The organism is Nonomuraea sp. NPDC049129, assembly GCF_040648495.1.
In the GTDB taxonomy this organism is placed as follows: Bacteria; Actinomycetota; Actinomycetes; order Streptosporangiales; family Streptosporangiaceae; genus Nonomuraea.
The window spans coordinates 374,983-395,440 of sequence record NZ_JBEZDU010000008.1; the positions used below are offsets into that span (position 1 = coordinate 374,983).

Annotated in this window: 24 protein-coding genes; 18 read left to right on the plus strand and 6 right to left on the minus strand. The window is 69.7% G+C overall.

Annotation, left to right across the window (positions count from 1 at the left end):
• Positions 1–75 precede the first annotated feature (75 nt).
• Positions 76–2,178: a prolyl oligopeptidase family serine peptidase gene (locus AB0B64_RS27365; RefSeq protein WP_358180541.1), complete on the minus strand. Its 2,103-nt coding sequence runs from the start codon at positions 2,176–2,178 to the stop codon at positions 76–78.
• A 116-nt stretch (positions 2,179–2,294) separates the two neighbouring features.
• Positions 2,295–3,239 carry an SDR family NAD(P)-dependent oxidoreductase gene (locus tag AB0B64_RS27370; protein WP_357954802.1) on the minus strand — a complete coding sequence of 315 codons (945 nt, stop codon included), beginning with the start codon at positions 3,237–3,239 and terminating at the stop codon, positions 2,295–2,297.
• Positions 3,240–3,380: 141 nt separating this feature from the next.
• Here AB0B64_RS27370 and AB0B64_RS27375 point away from each other — a divergent pair, with 141 nt between their 5' ends.
• The gene (locus AB0B64_RS27375; protein ID WP_357954804.1) at positions 3,381–3,950 is read left to right on the plus strand and encodes a helix-turn-helix domain-containing protein; all 570 of its coding nucleotides are present in this window, start codon (positions 3,381–3,383) and stop codon (positions 3,948–3,950) included.
• A gap of 7 nt (positions 3,951–3,957) precedes the next feature.
• On the opposite strand, the gene AB0B64_RS27380 is transcribed toward AB0B64_RS27375, so the two are convergent.
• Positions 3,958–4,338 carry a cupredoxin domain-containing protein gene (locus tag AB0B64_RS27380; protein WP_357955005.1) on the minus strand — a complete coding sequence of 127 codons (381 nt, stop codon included), beginning with the start codon at positions 4,336–4,338 and terminating at the stop codon, positions 3,958–3,960.
• 162 nt (positions 4,339–4,500) lie between these two features.
• Here AB0B64_RS27380 and AB0B64_RS27385 point away from each other — a divergent pair, with 162 nt between their 5' ends.
• Entirely contained in the window at positions 4,501–4,890 is a 390-nt protein-coding gene (locus tag AB0B64_RS27385; protein WP_357954806.1) for a nuclear transport factor 2 family protein, read from the plus strand.
• A gap of 5 nt (positions 4,891–4,895) precedes the next feature.
• On the opposite strand, the gene AB0B64_RS27390 is transcribed toward AB0B64_RS27385, so the two are convergent.
• Both AB0B64_RS27390 and AB0B64_RS27395 read right to left on the minus strand, forming a co-directional pair.
• Positions 4,896–5,474 carry a TetR/AcrR family transcriptional regulator gene (locus AB0B64_RS27390; protein WP_357954808.1) on the minus strand — a complete coding sequence of 193 codons (579 nt, stop codon included), beginning with the start codon at positions 5,472–5,474 and terminating at the stop codon, positions 4,896–4,898.
• A 42-nt stretch (positions 5,475–5,516) separates the two neighbouring features.
• Positions 5,517–6,332 carry an SRPBCC family protein gene (locus AB0B64_RS27395; protein WP_358180544.1) on the minus strand — a complete coding sequence of 272 codons (816 nt, stop codon included), beginning with the start codon at positions 6,330–6,332 and terminating at the stop codon, positions 5,517–5,519.
• A 130-nt stretch (positions 6,333–6,462) separates the two neighbouring features.
• Between AB0B64_RS27395 and AB0B64_RS27400 the strand changes: the two genes are divergently transcribed.
• From AB0B64_RS27400 to rfbD, 12 genes are all read left to right on the plus strand, one after another.
• Positions 6,463–6,882: a VOC family protein gene (locus AB0B64_RS27400; protein WP_357954812.1), complete on the plus strand. Its 420-nt coding sequence runs from the start codon at positions 6,463–6,465 to the stop codon at positions 6,880–6,882.
• Positions 6,883–6,936: 54 nt separating this feature from the next.
• On the plus strand, positions 6,937–7,296 hold the full coding sequence (locus AB0B64_RS27405) for an MmcQ/YjbR family DNA-binding protein (protein WP_357954814.1): 360 nt from the start codon (positions 6,937–6,939) through the stop codon (positions 7,294–7,296).
• 49 nt (positions 7,297–7,345) lie between these two features.
• On the plus strand, positions 7,346–7,828 hold the full coding sequence (locus AB0B64_RS27410) for a GNAT family protein (protein ID WP_357955007.1): 483 nt from the start codon (positions 7,346–7,348) through the stop codon (positions 7,826–7,828).
• 164 nt (positions 7,829–7,992) lie between these two features.
• Entirely contained in the window at positions 7,993–8,370 is a 378-nt protein-coding gene (locus AB0B64_RS27415) for a hypothetical protein (protein ID WP_358180547.1), read from the plus strand.
• 19 nt (positions 8,371–8,389) lie between these two features.
• Complete coding sequence (locus AB0B64_RS27420; RefSeq protein ID WP_358180550.1) at positions 8,390–9,388, plus strand: EamA family transporter; 999 nt, start codon at positions 8,390–8,392, stop codon at positions 9,386–9,388.
• Positions 9,389–9,406: 18 nt separating this feature from the next.
• Positions 9,407–10,060 (plus strand): GntR family transcriptional regulator, encoded by a 654-nt coding sequence (locus AB0B64_RS27425; RefSeq protein WP_358180552.1) that lies wholly within the window; start codon positions 9,407–9,409, stop codon positions 10,058–10,060.
• A gap of 116 nt (positions 10,061–10,176) precedes the next feature.
• Entirely contained in the window at positions 10,177–10,527 is a 351-nt protein-coding gene (locus AB0B64_RS27430) for a hypothetical protein (RefSeq protein WP_225298795.1), read from the plus strand.
• A 271-nt stretch (positions 10,528–10,798) separates the two neighbouring features.
• Positions 10,799–12,253: a sugar transferase gene (locus tag AB0B64_RS27435; protein WP_357954822.1), complete on the plus strand. Its 1,455-nt coding sequence runs from the start codon at positions 10,799–10,801 to the stop codon at positions 12,251–12,253.
• A 2-nt stretch (positions 12,254–12,255) separates the two neighbouring features.
• The gene (locus tag AB0B64_RS27440) at positions 12,256–13,323 is read left to right on the plus strand and encodes a glucose-1-phosphate thymidylyltransferase (protein WP_358180555.1); all 1,068 of its coding nucleotides are present in this window, start codon (positions 12,256–12,258) and stop codon (positions 13,321–13,323) included.
• On the plus strand, positions 13,320–14,246 hold the full coding sequence (gene rfbB / locus AB0B64_RS27445; RefSeq protein ID WP_358180558.1) for a dTDP-glucose 4,6-dehydratase: 927 nt from the start codon (positions 13,320–13,322) through the stop codon (positions 14,244–14,246). The genes AB0B64_RS27440 and rfbB overlap by 4 nt, the downstream gene beginning before the upstream one ends.
• Positions 14,243–15,187: an endonuclease/exonuclease/phosphatase family protein gene (locus AB0B64_RS27450; RefSeq protein WP_358180561.1), complete on the plus strand. Its 945-nt coding sequence runs from the start codon at positions 14,243–14,245 to the stop codon at positions 15,185–15,187. The genes rfbB and AB0B64_RS27450 overlap by 4 nt, the downstream gene beginning before the upstream one ends.
• On the plus strand, positions 15,184–16,080 hold the full coding sequence (gene rfbD / locus AB0B64_RS27455) for a dTDP-4-dehydrorhamnose reductase (protein WP_358180564.1): 897 nt from the start codon (positions 15,184–15,186) through the stop codon (positions 16,078–16,080). The genes AB0B64_RS27450 and rfbD overlap by 4 nt, the downstream gene beginning before the upstream one ends.
• Here the strand turns inward: rfbD and rfbC are convergent.
• The gene (gene rfbC, locus AB0B64_RS27460) at positions 16,000–16,608 is read right to left on the minus strand and encodes a dTDP-4-dehydrorhamnose 3,5-epimerase (RefSeq protein ID WP_357954833.1); all 609 of its coding nucleotides are present in this window, start codon (positions 16,606–16,608) and stop codon (positions 16,000–16,002) included. The genes rfbD and rfbC overlap by 81 nt on opposite strands.
• A gap of 234 nt (positions 16,609–16,842) precedes the next feature.
• Here rfbC and AB0B64_RS27465 point away from each other — a divergent pair, with 234 nt between their 5' ends.
• The 4 genes from AB0B64_RS27465 to AB0B64_RS27480 all read left to right on the plus strand — a co-directional run bounded on the left by AB0B64_RS27465 (position 16,843) and on the right by AB0B64_RS27480 (position 20,456).
• Positions 16,843–17,760 (plus strand): hypothetical protein, encoded by a 918-nt coding sequence (locus AB0B64_RS27465; RefSeq protein WP_357954835.1) that lies wholly within the window; start codon positions 16,843–16,845, stop codon positions 17,758–17,760.
• Between the two features lie 61 nt (positions 17,761–17,821).
• The gene (locus tag AB0B64_RS27470) at positions 17,822–19,039 is read left to right on the plus strand and encodes a class I SAM-dependent methyltransferase (protein WP_358180567.1); all 1,218 of its coding nucleotides are present in this window, start codon (positions 17,822–17,824) and stop codon (positions 19,037–19,039) included.
• On the plus strand, positions 19,036–19,809 hold the full coding sequence (locus tag AB0B64_RS27475; protein WP_357954839.1) for a sugar phosphate nucleotidyltransferase: 774 nt from the start codon (positions 19,036–19,038) through the stop codon (positions 19,807–19,809). Before AB0B64_RS27470 ends, AB0B64_RS27475 begins: the two co-directional genes overlap by 4 nt.
• Positions 19,806–20,456, plus strand: a complete 651-nt coding sequence (locus AB0B64_RS27480) for a PIG-L deacetylase family protein (protein WP_357954841.1) — start codon at positions 19,806–19,808, stop codon at positions 20,454–20,456. Before AB0B64_RS27475 ends, AB0B64_RS27480 begins: the two co-directional genes overlap by 4 nt.
• Positions 20,457–20,458 lie beyond the last annotated feature (2 nt).

Below are 20,458 nucleotides of genomic sequence, written 5' to 3' on the forward strand. Positions count from 1 at the left end.
TCGCTGTTGTCCCGCTGTCACGTCACTGGTGGCGGGCCCGCGGCCGGGCTTCGGACCCGGCCGCAGGTCGTGCGGTCAGGCGGAAGAGACGTTCAACGCCGTACGCAGGAACTCCAGCTGGTGCCGCAGCAGCCCCTCCACAGCCGCCTCGGCGGTCGGCATGTGCGTGGCCCCCGACAGCGGGAGCACCTGGTGCGGGCGGCCCGCCGCCAGCAGCGCCGCCGACATCCGCAGGGTGTGCGCGGCCACCACGTTGTCGTCCGCCAGGCCGTGCACCAGCAGCAACGGGCGGCGCAGCCGGGCCGCGTCGCCGATGGGCGAGGAGCGCTCGTAGTTCTCCGGTTCCTTGTCCGGGTGGCCCAGGAACCGCTCCCGCCAGTGGGTGTCGTACAGCCGCTGGTCGCTCGGCGCCGCCCCCGAGACGGCGGCGTGGAATACCTCCGGCATGCGCAGCACCGCCGCCGCCGCGAGCGTGCCACCGTAGCTCCAGCCGCGGATGCCCACCCGGCCCAGGTCGAGGTCGGGGCAGTGCTCGGCGGCCGCCCGCAGCGCCACGACCTGGTCTTCGAGCGGCGCGGTGAGCGTGTCGCCATGGACGGTCTTGTCCCAGGCGGGACCGCGTCCCGGAGTGCCACGGCCGTCCGCCGTCACCACCGCGAACCCGTGCTCGGCGAACCACTGCGACTCGGCCAGCCACCAGTGCCGGGCCCGGGTCACCAACTGCATCGCCGGTCCCGCGTACGGCGCCATCAGCACCGGCAGCGGACCGGAGCCCGGCCGGTGCCAGGAGGGCAGCAGCAACGCGGTACGGATCTCCCGCTCGCCCGCCCGCAACCACGTGACACGCGGGACGATCAGCGGCTCGGCCTGGAGCGAGGCGATCTCCACGTCGGGCCGCCCGTCACGCACCACGCGGAACGAGTGACCGGCCTCGGTATGGGAAGCGAGCACCAGCGCGCCGCCCGTCTCCACACCGGCCGGCGCGTCGCTCGCCCGCCGGCCGGTGTGCAGCCCTGGCCCGTCGCTCAGCCGTACGGGACCGCGCTCCGCGTCATACGTCCACAGGTGTTGTTCGGTGGGTTCGTCATTCGCGGTGAAGAGCATAGATTCGCCGGAGACGTCCACGACCGAGCGGATCTGCAGCCCTTCAGGGGTGACCGGACGCCCGTCCACGAGCAGCCGCCGGGTCCCGTCCAGGTCAGCGGTGTGCACCAGCGCACCGGACGCCGTACGTGCGGGCGTGCCCTCGATGAGCTGGACCCAGGCGGCATCGCGCTGCTCGTGGAGCGGCTTCGTCCGGCCCGTGTCCGGATCGGCGGCCAGCACCAGCAGCGTGCGCTGGTCCCGGCTCTGCACGCCGATCAGCGGGCCGTGCGCGTCCCAGCCGGCGGTGGCCACGTACTCGTACGCGGCCCGGTCCCAGCGCACCTCCACGGAGCCGCCGTCGAGGTCGAGCACGTGCAGCGTGACCTCGGCGTTGGCCGTACCGGCCGCCGGGTAGGCGATCTCGCGCGGCGGCCGGGACGGGTTGGCGGGATCGGCGATCCACCATCGCTGTACGGGACGGTTGTCGACCCTGGCGGCCAGCAGCCGGGTGCCTTCGGGCGACCACCAGTAGCCGCGCGTCCTGTTCATTGATTCGGCCGCCACATGCTCGGCCAGCCCCCAGACCACCTCCGGGTGCTCGGGTACGGCCAGCCGCCGGTCACGCCCGTCGGCCAGTTCGACGACGTGCAGCGCGCCACCAGTCACGTAGGCGACCCGGCTCCCGGTGGGGTCGGGCCGGGGATCGACCACCGGCCCGGCGGTGGGCACGGGCCGCGCCTCGCCGCCGTCGATGTGCACCGCCCACAACCGCCCGTCAACGGCGAAGGCGATGGTACGTACGGCGGCATCGGCCGCATAGGCGACGACCCCGGTCGCCCGCTCCCGAGCCCGTTCCCGCCGAATCCGCTCCGCCTCCGGAACGGCCCCGTCCGCGCCGAGCGTCTCCGGCGCCACGACCAGCCGCTCACCCATCTCGTCGGCGACCCACAGACAGCTGCCCCGATCCTCACCCCCGCGAGTCCGGAGGAACACGACCCGACGGCCATCGGGCGACAGAGTGAAGGCCCGGGGCACCCCGAGCGAGAACCGCTGGGTACGGGCGAATTGACGTGGAAATCCGTTGGTATCCATAAAAGGGACTCTGCACCGGACTACCAGGAACAGTGGGGGAGTGAAGTGCGCGGGGAGACTCACCGGCGCCGGGGATCGATCGATCCAGTAGATACTTTAGCAGGCGGGGATCCAGGTCAGGCGTTGACGGAGAGCTCCCACAGACGCGCCGCGGCCGCCGGGTCGAGGGCGTAGGAGGCGACTCCGTGGCGGGCCGAGTGCGTGTCGTTCGGCAGCGCCTCGTTGCAGTCCTCGAAGTAGCGGCCGGTGACGCCGTCGAGCAGCGGCGACGCGGCGGCGAGCACCGAGGTGGCCGCCCCCTGCTCCGTCGTCTTCCACGTGACGTCCGCGCCGGAGGTAGCGGCGGCGGCGCGCAGCCGGTCGAGCTCCTCGTCGGAGACGTACCGCTGGAGGTTCGTGCGGATGCCGCCCGGCATCAGCGCGTTGACGGTGATCCCGTCGTCCGCCCAGCGCCGTGCCGCCTCCACCGCGAACAGCACGTTCGCCGTCTTGGACTGCCCGTACGCCGACCACGGCTCATAGGCGCGCTCACGGAAGTTGATGTCCTCGAAGACGACCGGGGAGCGCAGGTGCGCGGTGGAGCTGACCGAGACCACCCGGGCGCCGTCGGCCGCCGCGAGCGCGGCGTGCAGGCCGGTGGCCAGGGCGAAGTGGCCGAGATGGTTCGTGGCGAACTGGAGCTCCCAGCCGTCCGGGGTGTGCGCCTCGGGGCAGGCCATCACGCCGGCGTTGTTGACCAGCATGTGCAGCGGGCCTTCCCAGGCGGCCACGAACGACGTGACCGTGCCGCGGTCGGCGAGGTCCAGCGGGGCGACGAAGATCTGCTTGTTGCCGGTGGTCGCGGTGATGTCGGCGGCGGTCGCGGCGCCCGCGTCGAGGTTACGCACGGCGAGGGTCACCTCCGCGCCCGCCGCGGCGAGCGCGCGGGCGGTCTCGACGCCGATGCCGGACGCCCCGCCGGTGACGATGGCCCGCCGGCCGCTGAGATCGACGCCTTCCAGCACCTCGGCCGCGGTGGATCGGGCGGTGAACGGGGTGGTGATGCGGGTGTTCGCAGTCATGATTCCCAGTCCTGTCAGGGATGCGGTAGGAGAGCCCCAAACGGTAAGATGTGAAACGGAGGAGCCTCCAATTAACTCCGACTGTATTCGGAGTCTCCTCCGTTTGGCAAATCTCGCCCCCGAAAATCCACAGGAGTCACCGTGCAGGCCGGATCCCGACCGCTGCGCGCCGACGCGCGCCGCAACCGCGATCGGCTGCTCGACGCCGCCGTACGCGCCTTCTCGAATGAAGGCCCCGAGGTGACGCTCGACGCGATCGCCAAGGACGCGGGCGTCGGCATCGGTACGCTTTACCGGCATTTCCCCACCCGCGAGGCGCTCGTCGAGGCCGCGTACCGCAACGAGCTCACCAGGCTGTGCGAGGCCGCGGCGAGCCTGCTGCGCACGATGCCGCCCGACCAGGCGACCCGCGCCTGGATGGATCGCTTCGTCGACTACATGACGACCAAGCGCGGCATGGCCGACGCGCTGCGCGCGGTCATCGCGTCCGGCGGCAACCCGTTCTCGGAGAGCCGTGACCGGATGGTCGGCGCGATCGGGTCGCTGCTGGCCGCCGGGGCCGCCGCGGGGACCGTGCGTTCGGACGTCGAGCCGGACGACGTGCTCGCCAGCCTGGGCGGCGTGGCGCTGGTCGTCGGCGAGCACGAGCAGCGCGACCGGACGGGCCGCCTGCTCGACCTGCTGATGGACGGCCTGCGCTACCGCCGCTAGGGGCTCGCTATTTCACGCTGATCTTCGTCATCATTCCCATCGCGCGGTGATTGTCCACCGGGCACCACAGGTCGTACGTCCCCTTCTTCAGCGTGACGGAGAGCTTCGTCGTCTTTCCGGCTGGGACGATGCTGGAGGTCGAGTCGACCCCGGGCCCCTTGATCGACAGGCCATGCGAAGCGGTCCCCGCATTGTGGATCGTGAAGGTGTAGGCCCCTGCCTTGAAGTCGGTCGTCGAGAGCGTGAGAGAGAACTCCCGCTCGGTCACGGTGACAGACGTATCGCGAGCCGCAGTCGTACCCGCGCCGACCGTTGTCAGCGTCAGCGCGGCGGCCACGAGCCCGATCACCAGACGGGGCGCACTTCTGGAACGAATCGCAGCGGACATGATCGCCAACCCTTCATCGCGGCATCGATGTCAGCCATGGCAGTCTCCGTATTCCCGGACCCGCGTAACGCCAGACCCGCGGGCGTGCCGCCATCATTTGACCTTGTCACCAGCGTCAACGTTTATCGTCGATCCCCGACCGCCGACGAACGGACGCCTCGCATGAGCACGGACCGCGACACTCTTCTCGAGTACGACCAGAGCTTCTTCGACGCCTTGGTGGCCAACGACCTCGACCGGCTGACGGAGTTGCTGGCGGACGACTTCCTCCTGGTGGGGGTCGAAGATGGGGCGGTCGCCACCAAGCAGGTCATCCTCGACCTGGTGGCGTCCGGGTCCCTCCGGTTTCCGCGGATCGACTCGTTTCCCGGCGAGGCGATCGTCCGTTTCCATGGGGAGGTGGGCATCGTCGTCGGACGTACCGGCATGAACTTCACCAGCCCCGAAGGCGCCACGTTCAGTGCCGGGAGCCGCTACACCCACGTGTACGCCACCGACTCCCACGGTTCCTGGCGCCTCACCTCCGCCCAGGGCACCGCGATCAAGGGCTGACCCGGCTACCCCACAAGCGTGGCGGCGCAGCTGGTGACGAGGTCCTCCGCGTAGGCGGGAATCGGGCGGCCCAAGCTCTGGTGGCGGCGGACCGTGGCGTACGGCAGGTCGACCGTGGCCAGGAACAACTGCTCGACCTCCTGCGGCTCGCGCCTGTCCAGCCGTTCGGCCAGGGCGCGGACGGCGTTGCGGACCCGGCGGTCGCTGCGTTCCAGGCGTTCGCGGGCCTCCGACGGCCAGTTGGGTTCGTCGAAGTCCGCCGGGCCGTACAGCAGGATGTGAGCTTCGTGCGGATGCGCCCGGCTCCAGGCGACCACGTGGCGCGCGGCGGCGGGGGCGGCCCGCGCGGCGGGCTCGGTGTTGAGCGCGGACAGGAAGCCGTCCTGGAAGCGGTCGACCGTGCGCAGCCACAGGGTGGCGAGCATGGAGGAGCGGCTGGGGAAGCGGTGGTAGATCGAGCCGCTCGGCGCGCGGGCGGCACGGGCGACCGCCGCCACGGTCACGGTGCTCGGGCCGCTCGCGGCCACCAGTTCGGCGGCCGCGTCGAGCAATCGGTCAACGTCATGGCGAGGCGGTCGTCCCATGCCGTCGAGCGTATAGGGACAGACTGAAGGGTTTCTGGACGGTTAATCAGCTTCTGTCTTGGTCATCGCACTGATGGTCTCGGCCATGTGCGTCCGCAGCTGGGCCAGCCGCCCCTCGATGATGGCGCTCGCGTCCCCCGGATTGTTGAGTACGGCCTGACGCAGCCCACTGTTCCCGTACGCGTGGACGAACGTGTGCTTGATGATGGTTTGTCCGGAGTCGGGGGTCAGGTCGTAGCTCCACAACGAGGCCCGCCACCGCTGGCCGTCGAGCACCGCCCAGGCGAACCGCCTGACCGGCTCCACCTCCGTGACCTCGCACGTCACGACCCCCGTCTGGCCGTTGGGGAACCGGTTACGCCCCTCGAACCTCCTGCCGACCGCGGGGCCGTCCCCATCGTCGAGCCAGGTCGCGCCCGTGCATTCCGGGCTCCACTCGCCGATGCGCGAGACGTCCGTGATCAGCTCCCACACCTCCTCGGGCGAGTTGTCGACCCGGACCACGACCTCCGTGGTGGCTCCCGTCACGGCGTAATCGGCCTGGAACGCCCGCACTTCCACGGTCCCGAACCTGGCCGCCGGATGCTTGGCCGCCACTTCCACCGCCTCCTCCAGGCTCGCGCACTCGAGGATGTCGAAGCCGCCGACCTGCTCCTTCGTCTCCACGAACGGCCCGTCGCCGACGAGTACGCGCCCATCGCGCACGCGTACGGACCGCCCTTCCGAAGCGGGCCGCAGCGCGTGTCCTTCCAGCCGGATCCGGCGCCGGTCCATCTCCTCGACCCACTCTTCGGCCCCGCCCTCGTCCGCGCTCACCTCGATGGACGGATCCGCGCAGATCAGCAGCAGATATTTCACCAGATGACTCCTTCTGCTCGTCGTTTTCACCCCACCGACGAACGGCTCTCTCACAAACCGACAAGTGGACAGCGATATAGCGGGCAACTCATATTGGACGGGGTTAACATCCCCCACACCGGAGGTCTGTATGGACGTGCGTCTGGACCATCTCGTCTGCTGGGTCTCGGACCAGCTTCGCGCGCTCGACTTCTACGAGCAGGTCATCGGCCTGCCGGGGGTACGTGCTGAGGAGTTCAGGGACGGCAAGGCGCCGTTCCCCAGCGTACGGGTCTCCGGTGACACGATCATCGACCTGATGCCCCAGAACGCGGCGAACCGCGTCGACGAGGGCACCGGCGTCAGCGGCAGCGCCGGTCATCCCATCAACCACTTCTGCCTGGCGCTCGGCCGGGACGACTTCGACGCGCTCGAAGCCAGGCTGACCCGCAACGGCGTGGAGGTCACCGGCACCGGCTCCAACTCGTTCGGCGCCAGGGGCATCGCGCCGGGCGTGATCTACTTCTCCGACCTCGACGGGAACGTGATCGAAGCCCGCTACTACAACTGAGGCTAGGACGGGACCGGGCGCAAACTGTCGGCGCGATTTGCTACACAAGACGGCATGGGTGTGAGCGTCGACGAGTTCCTCAAGCTGCTGGACCGGTTGCCCGAGGCGCGCTTGGGCGATCACGGTGGCACCTGGGTCAGCCTCAAGGTGCGTGACAAGGGCTTCGGTTATCTGTGGGAAGAGACCGAGACCGTTGGGCTCAAGGCGACGATCGAGGAGCAGATGGCGCTCGTCGCCGAACGGCCCGATGTGTTCGAGATCCAGTTCACCGCCGGCCGGTTCGGGTGGGTGGTGGTGCACCTGAAGCGGATCGACGCTGACGAGCTGTTCGAGCTGGTCGCCGAGGCATGGTGCTTGACGGCACCCAAGGAACTGGTCGCCCCCTTCGAGGCTGCTCATAAAATCGGGCAATAGGGCGTAAAACAGTTGGAAGTCGCGGTTAGGATCAGGCACCGTGACAGATATGGACATCGAGCTGCGCGAGTGGTGCGCGGACGACGCTCCTATCGTGCTGCGCGCGTTCCAGGCGCCGGACATGGCCGGTCAGGCGTCGTGGCCGATCGTCTCACTCCAGGACGCGGTGGGCTGGATCGCGTCCTGGCCCGGTGCGGGCCACGCGTTCGCCGTCACGCTCTCCGGCCAGGTCGTGGGCAACGTCGCGGTGACGGGCATCGACGGCCACGACAACGGCTGGGTCTCCTACTGGACAGTGCCCGAGGCCAGGGGTCGTGGTGTCGCGGCGGCGGCTGTGGTCGAGCTGACCCGCTGGGCCTTCCGCGAGCGCGGCCTCTACCGGCTGGAGCTGGGCCACCGCATCAACAACCCGGCCTCATGCCGCGTGGCCACCAAGGCGGGCTTCCGTCCGGAGGGCATCGAACGCCAGAAGCTCCGCTATGACGGCCGCCGCTACGACGTCGAACGCCACGCCCGCCTCGCCACCGACTGACCTGCCGCCAACACCGATGCGGCACGGTCGCTGACCTGTTGCGGGACTGACCTGCCAACTGACTGTCTGCCATCACCCATTGCGGACGGCTGGGTATGTGGGACGGAGAGTGCCGAACAGCTCGCGCCTGGTCATGGGTGGGCGAGCTGATCTAGGCTCGGGGGGTGGACAGCGAGAGCTCGGCCGCGGCCGGCCTGCTGGCGGCACTGAGCCGGGCGGCGGAGATTCTCGCCGATTTACAGCACCCGTTCGTCCGGAGCCAGCCCTTCTCCTATTTCTTTCCGCCCGCCGGCGTACGTACCGGGACCGCGTTCACCCTCCCCGACGGCCGTGAGCTCAGCTTCGCCGTCTCCATCTCCGCCGCCAACGGCGAGTTCCACGTCGACGGGGTGATCTCCGTCGAGGGTGACGTACTGCTGGGGCTGCCGCGCAAGACCATGTCCAGCATCCACGACGGGCTCGCCGTACTCGACGACTATGCGGGCGAGCTGGCCGCCCCGGCCGGGCAGCTCATCGACCAGCAGTTGGACAATATTGTCTAACTGTCTGACAATGGTAGGCATGAAGAACGGACCTTTCGCCGTCATCGGTGCCTCCGTGCTCTGGGGGACGGCCGGTACGGCGGGGCTGCTCGTCTCGGCCGACTCGATCGCCCTGGCCGCCGCCCGGCTGGTCATCGGCGGCACAGCGCTCGCCCTGGTCGGCCTCTTCGCCGGATCGGGAGCCGGATCGGGAGCCGGATCGGGAGTTGGGCGGGGCCCGTTGGTCACCCCCAGGCTGCCTCTGGCCCTCAGGTTTCCGGTGACTCCCGCGTTGCCGGCCGCCGCCGTTGCCGTCGCCATGTACCAGTTGTGCTTCTTCGCCGCGGTCGCCCGCACCGGCGTGGCCATCGGCACAGTCGTCGCGATCGGCAGCGGGCCCGTCTTCACCGGGGTGCTCTCCTGGTTGCTGCACGGTGAGCGGCCGAGCCGGCGGTGGGCCATGGCCACCGCCGCCGCGGTCTGCGGGTGCGCCGCCCTGATCGTGGGTGGTGGTGCGCAGGCGGGTGGGCAGATGGTGTCCGGGGTGCTGTTCGCGCTGCTCGGCGGGCTGCTGTACGCGTTCTACGCCGTCACCGCCGCTCGGGCGATCAGCACGGGCTCCTCGTCGAACGCGGTCATGGGCGTGCTGTTCGGCGGCGCCGCCGCCATCATGGTGCCGGTCCTGCTCTGGCGGGGTACCGAGTGGTTGGCCGAGCCGCGCGGGCTGCTCGCCGCCCTGTACCTCGGCGTCGGCGCCACCGCTCTGTCCTACTTCCTGTACGGCCGAGGGCTGCGCACCACACCCGTGGCCACGGCCGCCACGCTCGCCCTGGCCGAGCCGGCGGTCGCCGCGCTGCTCGGGCTGGTGGTGCTCGGTGAGCGACTGACCCCGGTGTCCATCGCCGGTCTCGTCCTGCTGGCGATCAGTCTGGTGGTCGTGGCCGTACCAGAAAAGCGGCCATCCGAAAGGCCGCTCGCGGAGAGGTCGGCGTCTGAGGAGGCGCGGGCGGTCGCGGGGGGAAACGGTGTGTCCCGATGAGGCGTTAGAGTCGCAGCCGTGACGTTGCCGCTCAGACCCGTCTCCGCGGTCGGCGCGCTCGCCGACGCGCTGCGCCGCAGGGTGCTCTCCGGCGAGATCGGGCCGGGTACGGCGCTGCCCGAGCAGGAGCTCGCCGCCACCTACGGGGTGGCCAGGCCCACGGTCCGGGAGGCCCTGGCTGTGCTGGTGCACGAAGGGCTGCTCAGGCGTGAGCGTAATCGCAGCGCCTATGTCCCCGAGGTGACGATCGCGGACCTCGACGATCTCATGTACGTACGCCGGCCGCTGGAGGGTCTGATGGCCACGGCGGTGGCGGGGCGGCGGGTGCCGGAGGCGGAGGCGGCGCTGGCCCGGATGGACGCGCTGCCCGCCGACGCCCCGTGGTCGGAGTCGGTGGCCGAGCACATGGCGCTGCACCAGGCGCTGATCGAGGCCGTGGGCAGCCCGCGGCTCGAACGGCTCTACGGCGCGCTGGCCGCGGAGACCCGGCTCGGCCTCGTCCGGCTGCGTGAGGTCTACGAGGACAGGGAGGTGCTCGTACACGAGCATCGGGAGCTGCTTGACGCCATCGCCGACGGCCCGGCCGATGCGGCGCGGGCCGCGGTGGCCGCCCACCTCGGCCACACGTGGGGCGGCGACGCATCCCCCCGAGCCGAGACCGACCGCCCGTAACGAGACCGCTCCCGAGCCCCTCCTGACCCTCTGCCGCGCCGATCTCGCGATGGAGATCCGCACCCAATATCGCGAACCCTTGCGGCGGGACCCCAGGAGTCGCAAGAATCGCGGCCATGCACGGCAACCCGATGCCGGACTCCTACGTGTACGTCACGGAAGAGGGCGTGACCCGTCACTATGCGGACGGGAGCGTCGAAGCCCTTGCCTGGGAGGACGTGGTCGAGGTCCGTGTGGTGACCGAGTCAGGAGAGGACGTCCTCTATATCCTGCTCGACCGCGACGGCGAAGGCTGCGTGGTACCCAGGTCGGCCACCGACGCCACGTTTCTGGCGCGTCTGCGCTACCTGCCCGACTTCGACCTCGACCGGTTGCACATCGCCGCCGAGTCGGCACATGACGGAGTCGTGGTCGTCTGGCGGAGCCCCGACCCGCCATCCGCACTGCCGGATCTGGAATATGACTAGCGGCGTAATATTCCGGCAACCTGCTGAAATGTTGCCATAAACCTCACATTTGCCGACATGTCGATCAGCACTTTTGGATCGTTCCGTCAACCCCTTCCCCGCCCCGAGTTCCGTCCGGTTGTGGACATTTAACGGTATATCGCTTGTCGGAGTGGATCTTTACTCTTTAGTGGGGGCCGCCGCCCTTGATTGTGCATGGGGGACTTGTCAACCCATGAGGTTCAAGGAACGTCATGTTCTTGCGGTGCACAAAAGTTTTCAGGGTGGTGCTATGAGGGTGGGGACTGAGGAGTCCGATGTCGTACTCCTCAAGGCTGTACCACGTCACGCGTCAAGTATCTGGACGCGTGCGTACTTACGGCTTCTGTGGGGTGGCGACACGGCGTGCGCGCTGGTCGCGTGCGTTTGCGTGCTGGGCATCCGCCTTTTGTCCGGCGCGTACGTTCCGTTGGCCGAATTCGTTCTAGGAGTGAGCCTGGTCATCGCCTGGCCCTTCGCGTTGGCGATGGGTGGCGCGTACCGGCAGCGCGCGCACGGCGAGGGCACTGAGGAGTTCAGGGCCGTCTTCAACGGTGGCGCCGGGTTGATGGCCACGGTCGCGATCGGCGCCTACGCCACGCAGACCGTCGTCGCGCGCAGCTTCGTGATGGCGATGCTGCCGCTGGCGCTTCTGTCCGCGTTGTACTTCCGCTACAAGCTGCGAAAACGGCTGCACAGCCGGAGAGTGGTCGGCGACTACATGCGCGAGGTCATCGCCGTCGGCCATCGCGAATCCATCCTCGACCTGGTCATGCAGTTCCGCCGTCAGCCGTACCACGGCATGCGGGTCATAGGCGCCTGCCTGCCGCCGGACCGGATGGACGTCGACCTCGACGGCATCCCGGTGCTGGGCTCGTTCGGTGACGTCGCCGAGGTGGTGTACCGGATGGGAGCCGACGCGGTCGCCGTCACGGCCTGCCCGGAGTTCGACGGGTCGGCGCTGCGGCGGCTGGCGTGGAGCCTGGAGACCGCGCGCACCGACCTGTTCGTCGCGCCCGCGCTCATGGAGGTCGCCGGCCCGCGGATCAGCATCAGGCCGGTGGCGGGGATGCCGCTCCTGCACGTGGGGCATCCCGAGTTCGACGGTGCCAGGCAGATCGTCAAGACCGTCTTCGACCGGCTCGTAGCGGGAGCCGCGTTGCTGCTCATGGCCGTGCCGCTGCTGGCGATCGTGCTGCTGATCCGCCTCACCAGTCCGGGCCCCGCGCTGTTCACCCAGACCCGGGTCGGTAAACGCGGCAAAGAGTTCCGTGTCCTGAAATTTCGGACCATGGTGGAGGACGCCGAGAAGCTCAGAGGCGCGCTCCTCGATGCCAACGAACTGGACGGGGTGCTCTTCAAAATTAGGAACGATCCAAGGATCACGCCGGTAGGCGCTTTCCTCCGCAAATACTCGCTGGACGAGCTCCCCCAACTGGTCAATGTCATGCGCGGCGACATGTCGCTCGTCGGCCCCCGGCCGCCGCTCCCGGAGGAGGTCGCCAAGTACGGCAGCGACGTCCGCCGCCGCCTGGTCGTCAAGCCGGGCATGACGGGACTCTGGCAGGTCAGCGGTCGCTCGAACCTGAGCTGGGAAGAGTCCGTACGCCTCGACCTGAGGTACGTAGAGAACTGGTCCCTCATCCTCGACCTCCAGATCCTCTGGAAGACCTGGTCCGTCGTCACCCGTGGAGAAGGGGCTTATTAGCGGTGAAAGCACTCGTGCTGGCCGGAGGGTCGGGCACACGGCTACGGCCCATCACCCACACCTCGGCCAAGCAACTCGTGCCCGTCGCCAACAAGCCGGTGCTGTTCTACGGCCTGGAGGCGATCGCCGAGGCGGGGATCAGGGAGCTCGGACTGGTCGTGGGCGACACGCAGGCCGAGATCGAGGCGGCCGTCGGCGACGGCTCGGCGTTCGGGCTGCAGGTGACCTACCTGCGCCAGGAGGCGCCGCTGGGCCTGGCCCACGGCGTGCTGATCGCCCGCGACTTCCTCGGTGACGACGACTTCGTCATGTACCTGGGCGACAACTTCATCGTGGGCGGCATCAACGGCCTGGTGGACCGGTTCGCCAGGGAGCGGCCCACCGCCCAGATCATGCTCACCAGGGTCGGCGATCCGCGCCAGTTCGGGGTCGCCGAGCTCGACGCCGCCGGCCGGGTGGTCGGCCTGGAGGAGAAGCCCGACCGGCCCAAGAGCGATCTCGCGCTGGTCGGCGTCTATCTCTTCAGCCCGGCCATCCACGCCGCCGTGGCCGAGCTCAAGCCGTCGGGGCGCGGCGAGCTGGAGATCACCGACGCGATCCAATGGCTGATCGAGGCGGGGCTGCGCGTCGAGTCCTCGGTGATCTCCGGCTACTGGAAGGACACCGGCAACGTCACCGACATGCTGGAGGTGAACAGGCTCGTGCTGGAGTCGCTCGACCGTCGGGTGAGCGGCCTGGTGGACCAGGCCAGCGAGCTGATCGGGCGGGTCGTGGTGGAGCCGGGCGCCGTGGTCGAACGCTCGCGCGTCGTGGGCCCGGTGATCATCGGCCCCGGCGCGCGGGTACAGGACAGCTATGTCGGCCCGTTCACCTCGATCGGCGCCGACTGCGCGATCGGCCGCAGCGAGATCGAATACTCGATCGTGCTGCCCCGAGCCTCCATCCAGGGTGTCGGCCGGATCGAGTCGTCGCTCATCGGCCACGACGTCGAGGTGACCCCCGCTCCGGACACCCCCAAAGCCCACCGCCTCGTGCTGGGCGATCACAGCAAGGTGCAGATCAGTTCATGACAAGGATTCTGGTGACGGGTGGGGCCGGCTTCATCGGCTCGCACTTCGTCCACGGGCTGGCCGACGCGGACGTGACCGTGCTCGACAAGCTCACCTATGCCGGCAACCGGGCCAACCTCGAAGGGAGGCCGCACACCTTCGTCCACGGTGACATCTGCGACGCCGAGCTGCTCGGCGAGGTGGTGCCTGGCCACGACCTGGTGGTCAACTTCGCCGCCGAGTCGCACGTCGACCGGTCGATCGACGGCCCGGCCGAGTTCACGCGCACCAACGTGCTCGGCACCCAGACGCTCTTGCAGGCGTGCCTGGAGGCCGGGGTGCCGAAGGTGGTGCACGTGTCGACCGACGAGGTCTACGGCTCCATCGACCACGGCTCATGGGACGAATCCGCGCCGCTCGTGCCGCGCTCCCCGTACGCCGCGTCGAAGGCGGGCGGCGACCTGGTCGCCCGCGCGTACGCGATCACGTACGGCCTCGACGTGTCGATCACCCGGTGCGGCAACAACTACGGCCCGAGGCAGTACCCGGAGAAGGTCATCCCGCTGTTCGTCACGAACCTGCTGCGCGGCGAGCGGGTCCCGCTCTACGGCGACGGCGGGAACGTCCGCGACTGGATCCACGTCGGCGACCACTGCGCGGGCATCCGCCTGGTGGCCGAGAAGGGCGCGCCGGGCGAGGTCTACCACATCGCGGGCACCGCCGAGCTGACCAACAGGGAGCTGACCGAGCGGCTCCTTGAGGCGTGCGGCCGGGACTGGAGCATGGTCGAGCCCGTCGAGGACCGCAAGGGCCATGACCGCCGCTACTCGCTCGACGACACCAAGCTGCGCGCGCTCGGCTACCGGCCGGAGATCCCGTTCGAGCAGGGGCTCAAGGACACCGTCAGCTGGTACGCGAGCAACGCGGCGTGGTGGAGAGCTTGAAGCAGAACACCTTGCTCACCTCCGCGCTCTGGGCACTGCTGTCGCCGTTCGCCGGCTGGGCGGTGCTCCGCGTGGCCGGTTGGGAGCCCAAGCTCAGGTGGTCCCAGCTCGTGTCGTTCACCCCCTACGCCGCCGCGGGTTCGCTGGTGCCGCTGGCGCTCGCTCTGGCGCTGCGCAACCGGCCCGCCACGTACGCCGCGCTGGTGGTGGGCGGGCTGCTGGCCTCGGTGGTGCTGCCGCGCGCGGTGCCGAAGGGCGCGCCCGAGGCGGAGGGGCAGCCGCTGCGCGTCATGACCGCGAACCTGCGCGTGGGCTCGGTGCCCGCCGAGGCCCTGATCGGCGCGGTCGAGCGGAGCCGCCCCGACGTGCTCACCCTCCAGGAGCTCACGCCGGACCTCGCTGCGCGACTCGACCGGGGCGGCCTGCGCGCTCTGCTGCCGTACCACCTGGAACAGCTGGGCACGGCCGTCTACTCGCGCTTCCCGCTGCGTCCGGGGCTCGGCTTCGCGGCGGGCCAGTGGCAGCACGTCGGCGGCCTGCTGACGCTGCCCGACGGTTCGGAGGTGGACGTCGTCGGCGTGCACGCCTGCGCGCCGGCCGGCGGCTGGCTGGCGGGGTGCTGGGCGCAGAGCATCCGGGTCCTGCCGCCTGCGGTGGCCAAGCGGCCGCGCGTCCTGGCCGGCGACTTCAACTCCACGCTCGACCACGCGGTGCTGAGGGAGCTGATCGCCACCGGCTATCAGGACGCCGCGTCCGTCACCGGGAAGGGACTTGTCATGACCTGGCCGTACTACGGGCGCTCCGCCCTCGTCCCCAAGGTCGCCATCGACCACGTGCTGGCCTCCGAGGGGGTGGCCGTGCGCTCGTTCGAGACGCTCGCCCTCCCGCGGACCGACCATCGCGCCACGGTCACCGACCTGGTGTTGAGGCGGCGCGCATGAGGTGGGTGATCACGGGTGTGGGCGGCATGCTCGGCACCGACCTGACGGAGCTGTTGCGGACCATGCCGGGCATGCGGGTCCGCCCGTTCACCCGGTCCGAGCTGGACCTGTGCGACGCCGGTGCCGTCGCCTGGGTGCTGCGCGCGGCCAGGCCCGACGTGGTGGTCAACTGTGCCGCGTGGACGGCCGTCGACGACGCCGAGACGCGCGAGGAGGAGGCCCTGGCGATCAACGGGACGGCCGTGTCCGTCCTCGCCCGGGTCGCCGCCGACCTGGGTGCCCGGCTGATCCAGCTCTCCACCGACTACGTCTTCGACGGCGCCGGGGTCGGGCCGTACCGGGAGAACGCCCCGACGGGGCCCATCAACGCCTACGGCAGGACCAAGCTCGCGGGCGAGCTCGCCGCCCTGGAGCACGGTCACCACGTGGTGCGTACGGCCTGGCTCTACGGCGCCCACGGCCGCAGCTTCGCCCGCACGATGGTCGGCCTCGAAGCCTCCCGGACGACCGTCTCCGTGGTCGACGACCAGTTCGGCCAGCCCACCTGGACCGGTGACCTGGCCGAGCGGATCGTCCAGCTCGGCCGGGCGGACGCCCCGCCCGGCGTCTACCACGGGACGAGCGCCGGGCGGACCAGCTGGTATGACTACGCGAGAGAGCTCTTCTCCCTGCTCGGGGCCGATCCCGGCCGGGTCGAGCCCATCCCGAGCACGGCCCTGCGCCGGCCCGCCCCACGCCCCGCCAACAGCGTGCTGGCGCACGGGAACTGGCAGGCCGCCGGGCTGCCGCCGATGCGGGAGTGGTCCATCGCCCTACACGCGGCCTGGCCGGCTCTGCTGAGCGCCTGGGGAGCTCGCGTAGTGGGCCAGGCAGTCGGCGTAGGAGGGGAGTAGACCTTGTTCGGTGGCTTCCGCCAGCGTGGGTGCCGCGGCGTCCTTGTCCGAGAGGATCGGCTCGATGCCCTCCGGCCAGACGATGCCGAGGGCCGGGTCCAGCGGGTGGATGCCGTGCTCGCGCCGCGGGGCGTACGAGGTGGAGCACAGGTAGATCACGGTGGCCGACTCGCTGAGCGTGAAGAACGCGTGGCCGAGCCCTTCGGCCACGTAGACCGCCTGCCGCGAGACGTCGTCCAGTTGCACCGCCGCCCACTGGCCGAAGGTGGGCGAGCCGGTTCTGAGGTCCACCGCGACGTCGAGGACGCTGCCGGAGACACAGGTGACGTACTTGGCCTGACCGGGCGGCACGTCCGCGTAGTGGAGGCCGCGCAGCACGCCCCTGGCCGAGACCGAGCAGTTGGCCTGGGCGAGGTCCAGCGGGCGGTCGAGCTCGTCGCTCCTGAACCACTCCAGGAACTGCCCGCGACCGTCCTTGTGGATACGCGGGCTGAACAACCAGGCGCCGTCGAAACCGAGGGGATCCATGAGCCGGATCCTGACATAGCAGGAACGTTCCCACCAGAGCGTGTAACGCGGGATATGGCAGTCGCGAAATGCCAGTTGATTGAGGCAGGTGATCCCGAGCGGGGTCAGGATCACCGTCCCCATCAGTACGTTTCCGGGAGCCTGCAACCCATCCCGCCCCACGCACGGCCTCGCAAGACCTACGAGGGGAGATCGGTTCGACTCGCACCATGCACGTGTAAGGGGCAAGCCCAGATGACCACGGTATTCACCGGCAGCACGATGAACGACGAGGCGCGACGCGAGAGGATCTTCCAGGGCGACGTCTTCGTCTACACGGCCTCGCCCGCGTCCCGCGAGCTCGTGTCCTTCGCCCGCGAACTGGTCGCCGAGACCTTCGGCGGCGCCGATCCCACGACCGCCCAGCACAGCATGCCGGTCGAGCGGTTCGCCGCGCTGCTGGCCGACGTCAAGCCGCGCTTCATCCATCATCCGAGGTGCAAGGAGCTCATCGCCGTCCTGCTGGACGAGCTGGGATTCGCGCCGGACGAGACCTACTTCGACGTGCCGCGGTTACGGACCTCGACCTCCGACGGCTACCTCGACTCGGGCATCTCCTACGCCTACCACGCCCACCGCGACTGCTGGTACTCGGCGCCGTTCAACCAGGTGAACTGGTGGATCCCCGTCTACGACGTGGTGCCGGAGAACGTCTTCGCCCTGCACCCGGAGTACTTCACCCAGGCCGTGCGCAACGGCAGCGGCCGCTACGACTACGCCTCGTGGGTCAGGACGGAGCGCCCGTCGGCCGCCCAGCACATCTACAGCGACACGCGCGAGCAGCCGAAGCCGGAAGAGGACCTCGATCTGTCCGGCGAGCTCAGGTTCGTCATGGAGCCGGGCGGGGTGCTCCTCTTCTCGGGCGCCCAGCTGCACTCGACCGTACGCAACACCTCGGGCGTGACGCGCTTCAGCATCGACTTCCGCACCGTCCACATCGACGACGTCAGATCACGCAAGGGCGCGCCCAACGTGGACGCGGCGTGCCTGGGCACCACTCTGCGCGACTTCATGCGCGCCGGGGACCTGGCACGCATCCCGGAGGAGCTGTCGGCGGAGTACGAGAAGGAGGCCGTGGCTCACGTGGAGCGAGCCAACGGTAGTTCGTACTGAATTTCACACATCGGGAGGGGACCATGGCTCGTTGGTTACAGCGCGGAAGAGGCCGAGGCCGGTGACCGTCTGCCGGCTCTGCGGCTCGGGCGAACTGGCGAGCGTGGTCGACCTCGGTGCCACGCCGCCCTGCGAGCTGTTCCTCACCAGGGAGCGGCTCGACGAGCCCGAACTCACCTACCCCCTGCACCTGCGGGTCTGCACGAGCTGCTGGCTCGCCCAGATACCGCCGCTGATCCAGCCGGAGGAGACCTTCACGGAGTACGCGTACTTCTCCTCCTTCTCCACCTCCTGGGTGGAGCACGCCCGGGAGTTCGTGGCGGCGGCCGTGGACCGGTTCGCGCCGGGCTTCGTGGTCGAGGTGGCCAGCAACGACGGCTACCTGCTACAGCACGTGGCGGAAAGAGGGGTGCGCTGCCTGGGCATCGAGCCCTCGGCCAACGTGGGCCAGGCGGCCAGGGACAAGGGCATCGCCACGCTTACGGCCTTCCTGGACCCGGAGACCGGGGCGGCGGTCCGCGCCGAGCACGGGCCGGCCGATCTGGTCGTGGCCAACAACGTGTACGCGCACATCCCCGACGTCGTCGGCTTCACCCGAGGGCTGCGCGCGCTCGTCGCCGACGACGGGTGGGTCTCCATCGAGGTGCAGCACCTGCTCACGCTCGTGGAGCTGAACCAGTACGACACGATCTACCACGAGCACTTCCAGTACTACACGGTCGCCTCCGCTCGGCGGGCCCTGGCCACCGGCGGCCTGGCCCTGGTCGACGTGGAGCTGCTGCCGACGCACGGCGGCTCGATCCGGCTCTGGGCCCGGCCCGAGGAGGCGGGCGGCGAGCCCACCGAGCGGGTGGCCGACGTGCTGGCCAGGGAGAAGGGGGCCGGGCTCGACGAGCTGGCCGGGTACGCGGAGTTCGCCGCCCGGGTGGCCAAGGTCCGCCGCGACTTGCTCCGCTTCCTCATCGACGCGGCCGAGGCGGGCAAGACCGTGGCCGGCTACGGCGCTCCGGGGAAGGGCAACACGCTGCTCAACCACTGTGGGATACGCGAGGACCTGCTGGCGTACACGGTGGACCGCAATCCGTACAAGCACGGCAGGTTCACGCCGGGCACCCGGATCCCCATCCTGCCGCCCGAGCGCCTGGCCGAGGACCGGCCGGACTACGTCCTGGTGCTCCCGTGGAACCTGCGAGCCGAACTCACCGAACAGCTCTCCTATGTCCGCGAGTGGGGCGGTCGGCTGGTCTTTCCCATCCCGAGTCTGGAGATCCTGCCATGAAGGTCGTGCTCTTCTGCGGTGGGTACGGCACGCGGATGCGCACCGGAGCGCCGGGCGAGGTACCCAAGCCCATGCAGCTCGTCGGTCCTCGGCCGCTGATCTGGCATGTGATGCGCTACTACGCCCACTTCGGGCACACCGAGTTCATCCTCTGCCTCGGTTATGGTGCCCAGCACATCACGGAGTTCTTCCTGGACTACAAGGAGACCGCCTCCAACGACTTCCGGCTGCGCGGCGGCGAGGTGGAGCTGCTGTCGCAGGACATCTCGGACTGGTCGATCTCCTTCGTGCAGACCGGCGTCCAGTCGCCGATCGGCGAGCGGTTGCGCCGGGTCCGCGACCATCTGGACGGCGAGGAGGTGTTCCTGGCCAACTACGCCGACGTGCTCACCGACGCGCCGCTGCCGGAGATCGTCGACCGCTTCACGGCCGCCGACGTGGGGGCATCCATGATGGTCGTGCCGCCGCCCGGCACCTTCCACTGCATCGACATCGACGACGACGGGCTGGCGAGGGACATCGCGCCGGTCACCCAGATGCCGATCTGGGTCAACGGCGGATATTTCGTGCTCCGTCAGGAAATTTTCGATCACATTCCGGAAAATGGGGATCTGGTGGGGGATGGCTGTGTGGAGCTGACCAAGCGCGGCCGGCTCATGACCTACCGGCACCGCGGCTACTGGCGGCCGACCGACACCGTCAACCAGCGGATCGAGCTGGACGAGGCGTACTCGCGCGGCGACAGGCCCTGGGCGCTGTGGGAGGCATGATCCGGCTGACGGCCGCCCGGTTGGGCCGTATCGTCGCGCTGGGCGCGCACTGCGACGACATCGCGATCGGGGCGGGCGGCACGCTGCTCACCCTCTGCGCGGGCCGGCCCGGGCTCCAGGTCGACGCGCTGGTCCTGTCCGGCGGCGGCACCGAGCGAGAGGACGAGGAGCACGCGGCGCTCACCGCCTTCTGTCCCGGGGCCGACCTGCGGCTGACCGTGCTCAAGCTGCCCGACGGCCGGCTGCCCGCGCACTGGGAGCAGGCCAAGGAGGCGCTGGAGCTGCTGCGGGCCAGGACCGATCCCGACCTGATCCTCGGCCCGCATCCGGGAGACGCCCACCAGGACCACCGGGGCCTGGCCGAGCTCGTGCCCACGGCCTTCCGCGACCACCTGACGCTCGGCTACGAGATCGTCAAGTGGGACGGCGACCTCGGCCGCCCCACCGCCTACCAGCCGCTGCGGCCGGAGGTGGCGGCGGAGAAGGTCGCCCTGCTGCGGCGGCACTACCCCTCGCAGCTCCGGCGTACCTGGTTCGACGACGAGGCCTTCCTCGGGCTCGCCCGCATCCGCGGGATCGAGTGCGGCGACAGGTACGCCGAAGCCTTCCACACCCGCAAACTGACCCTCGACCTCGCAGGAGACTAGCC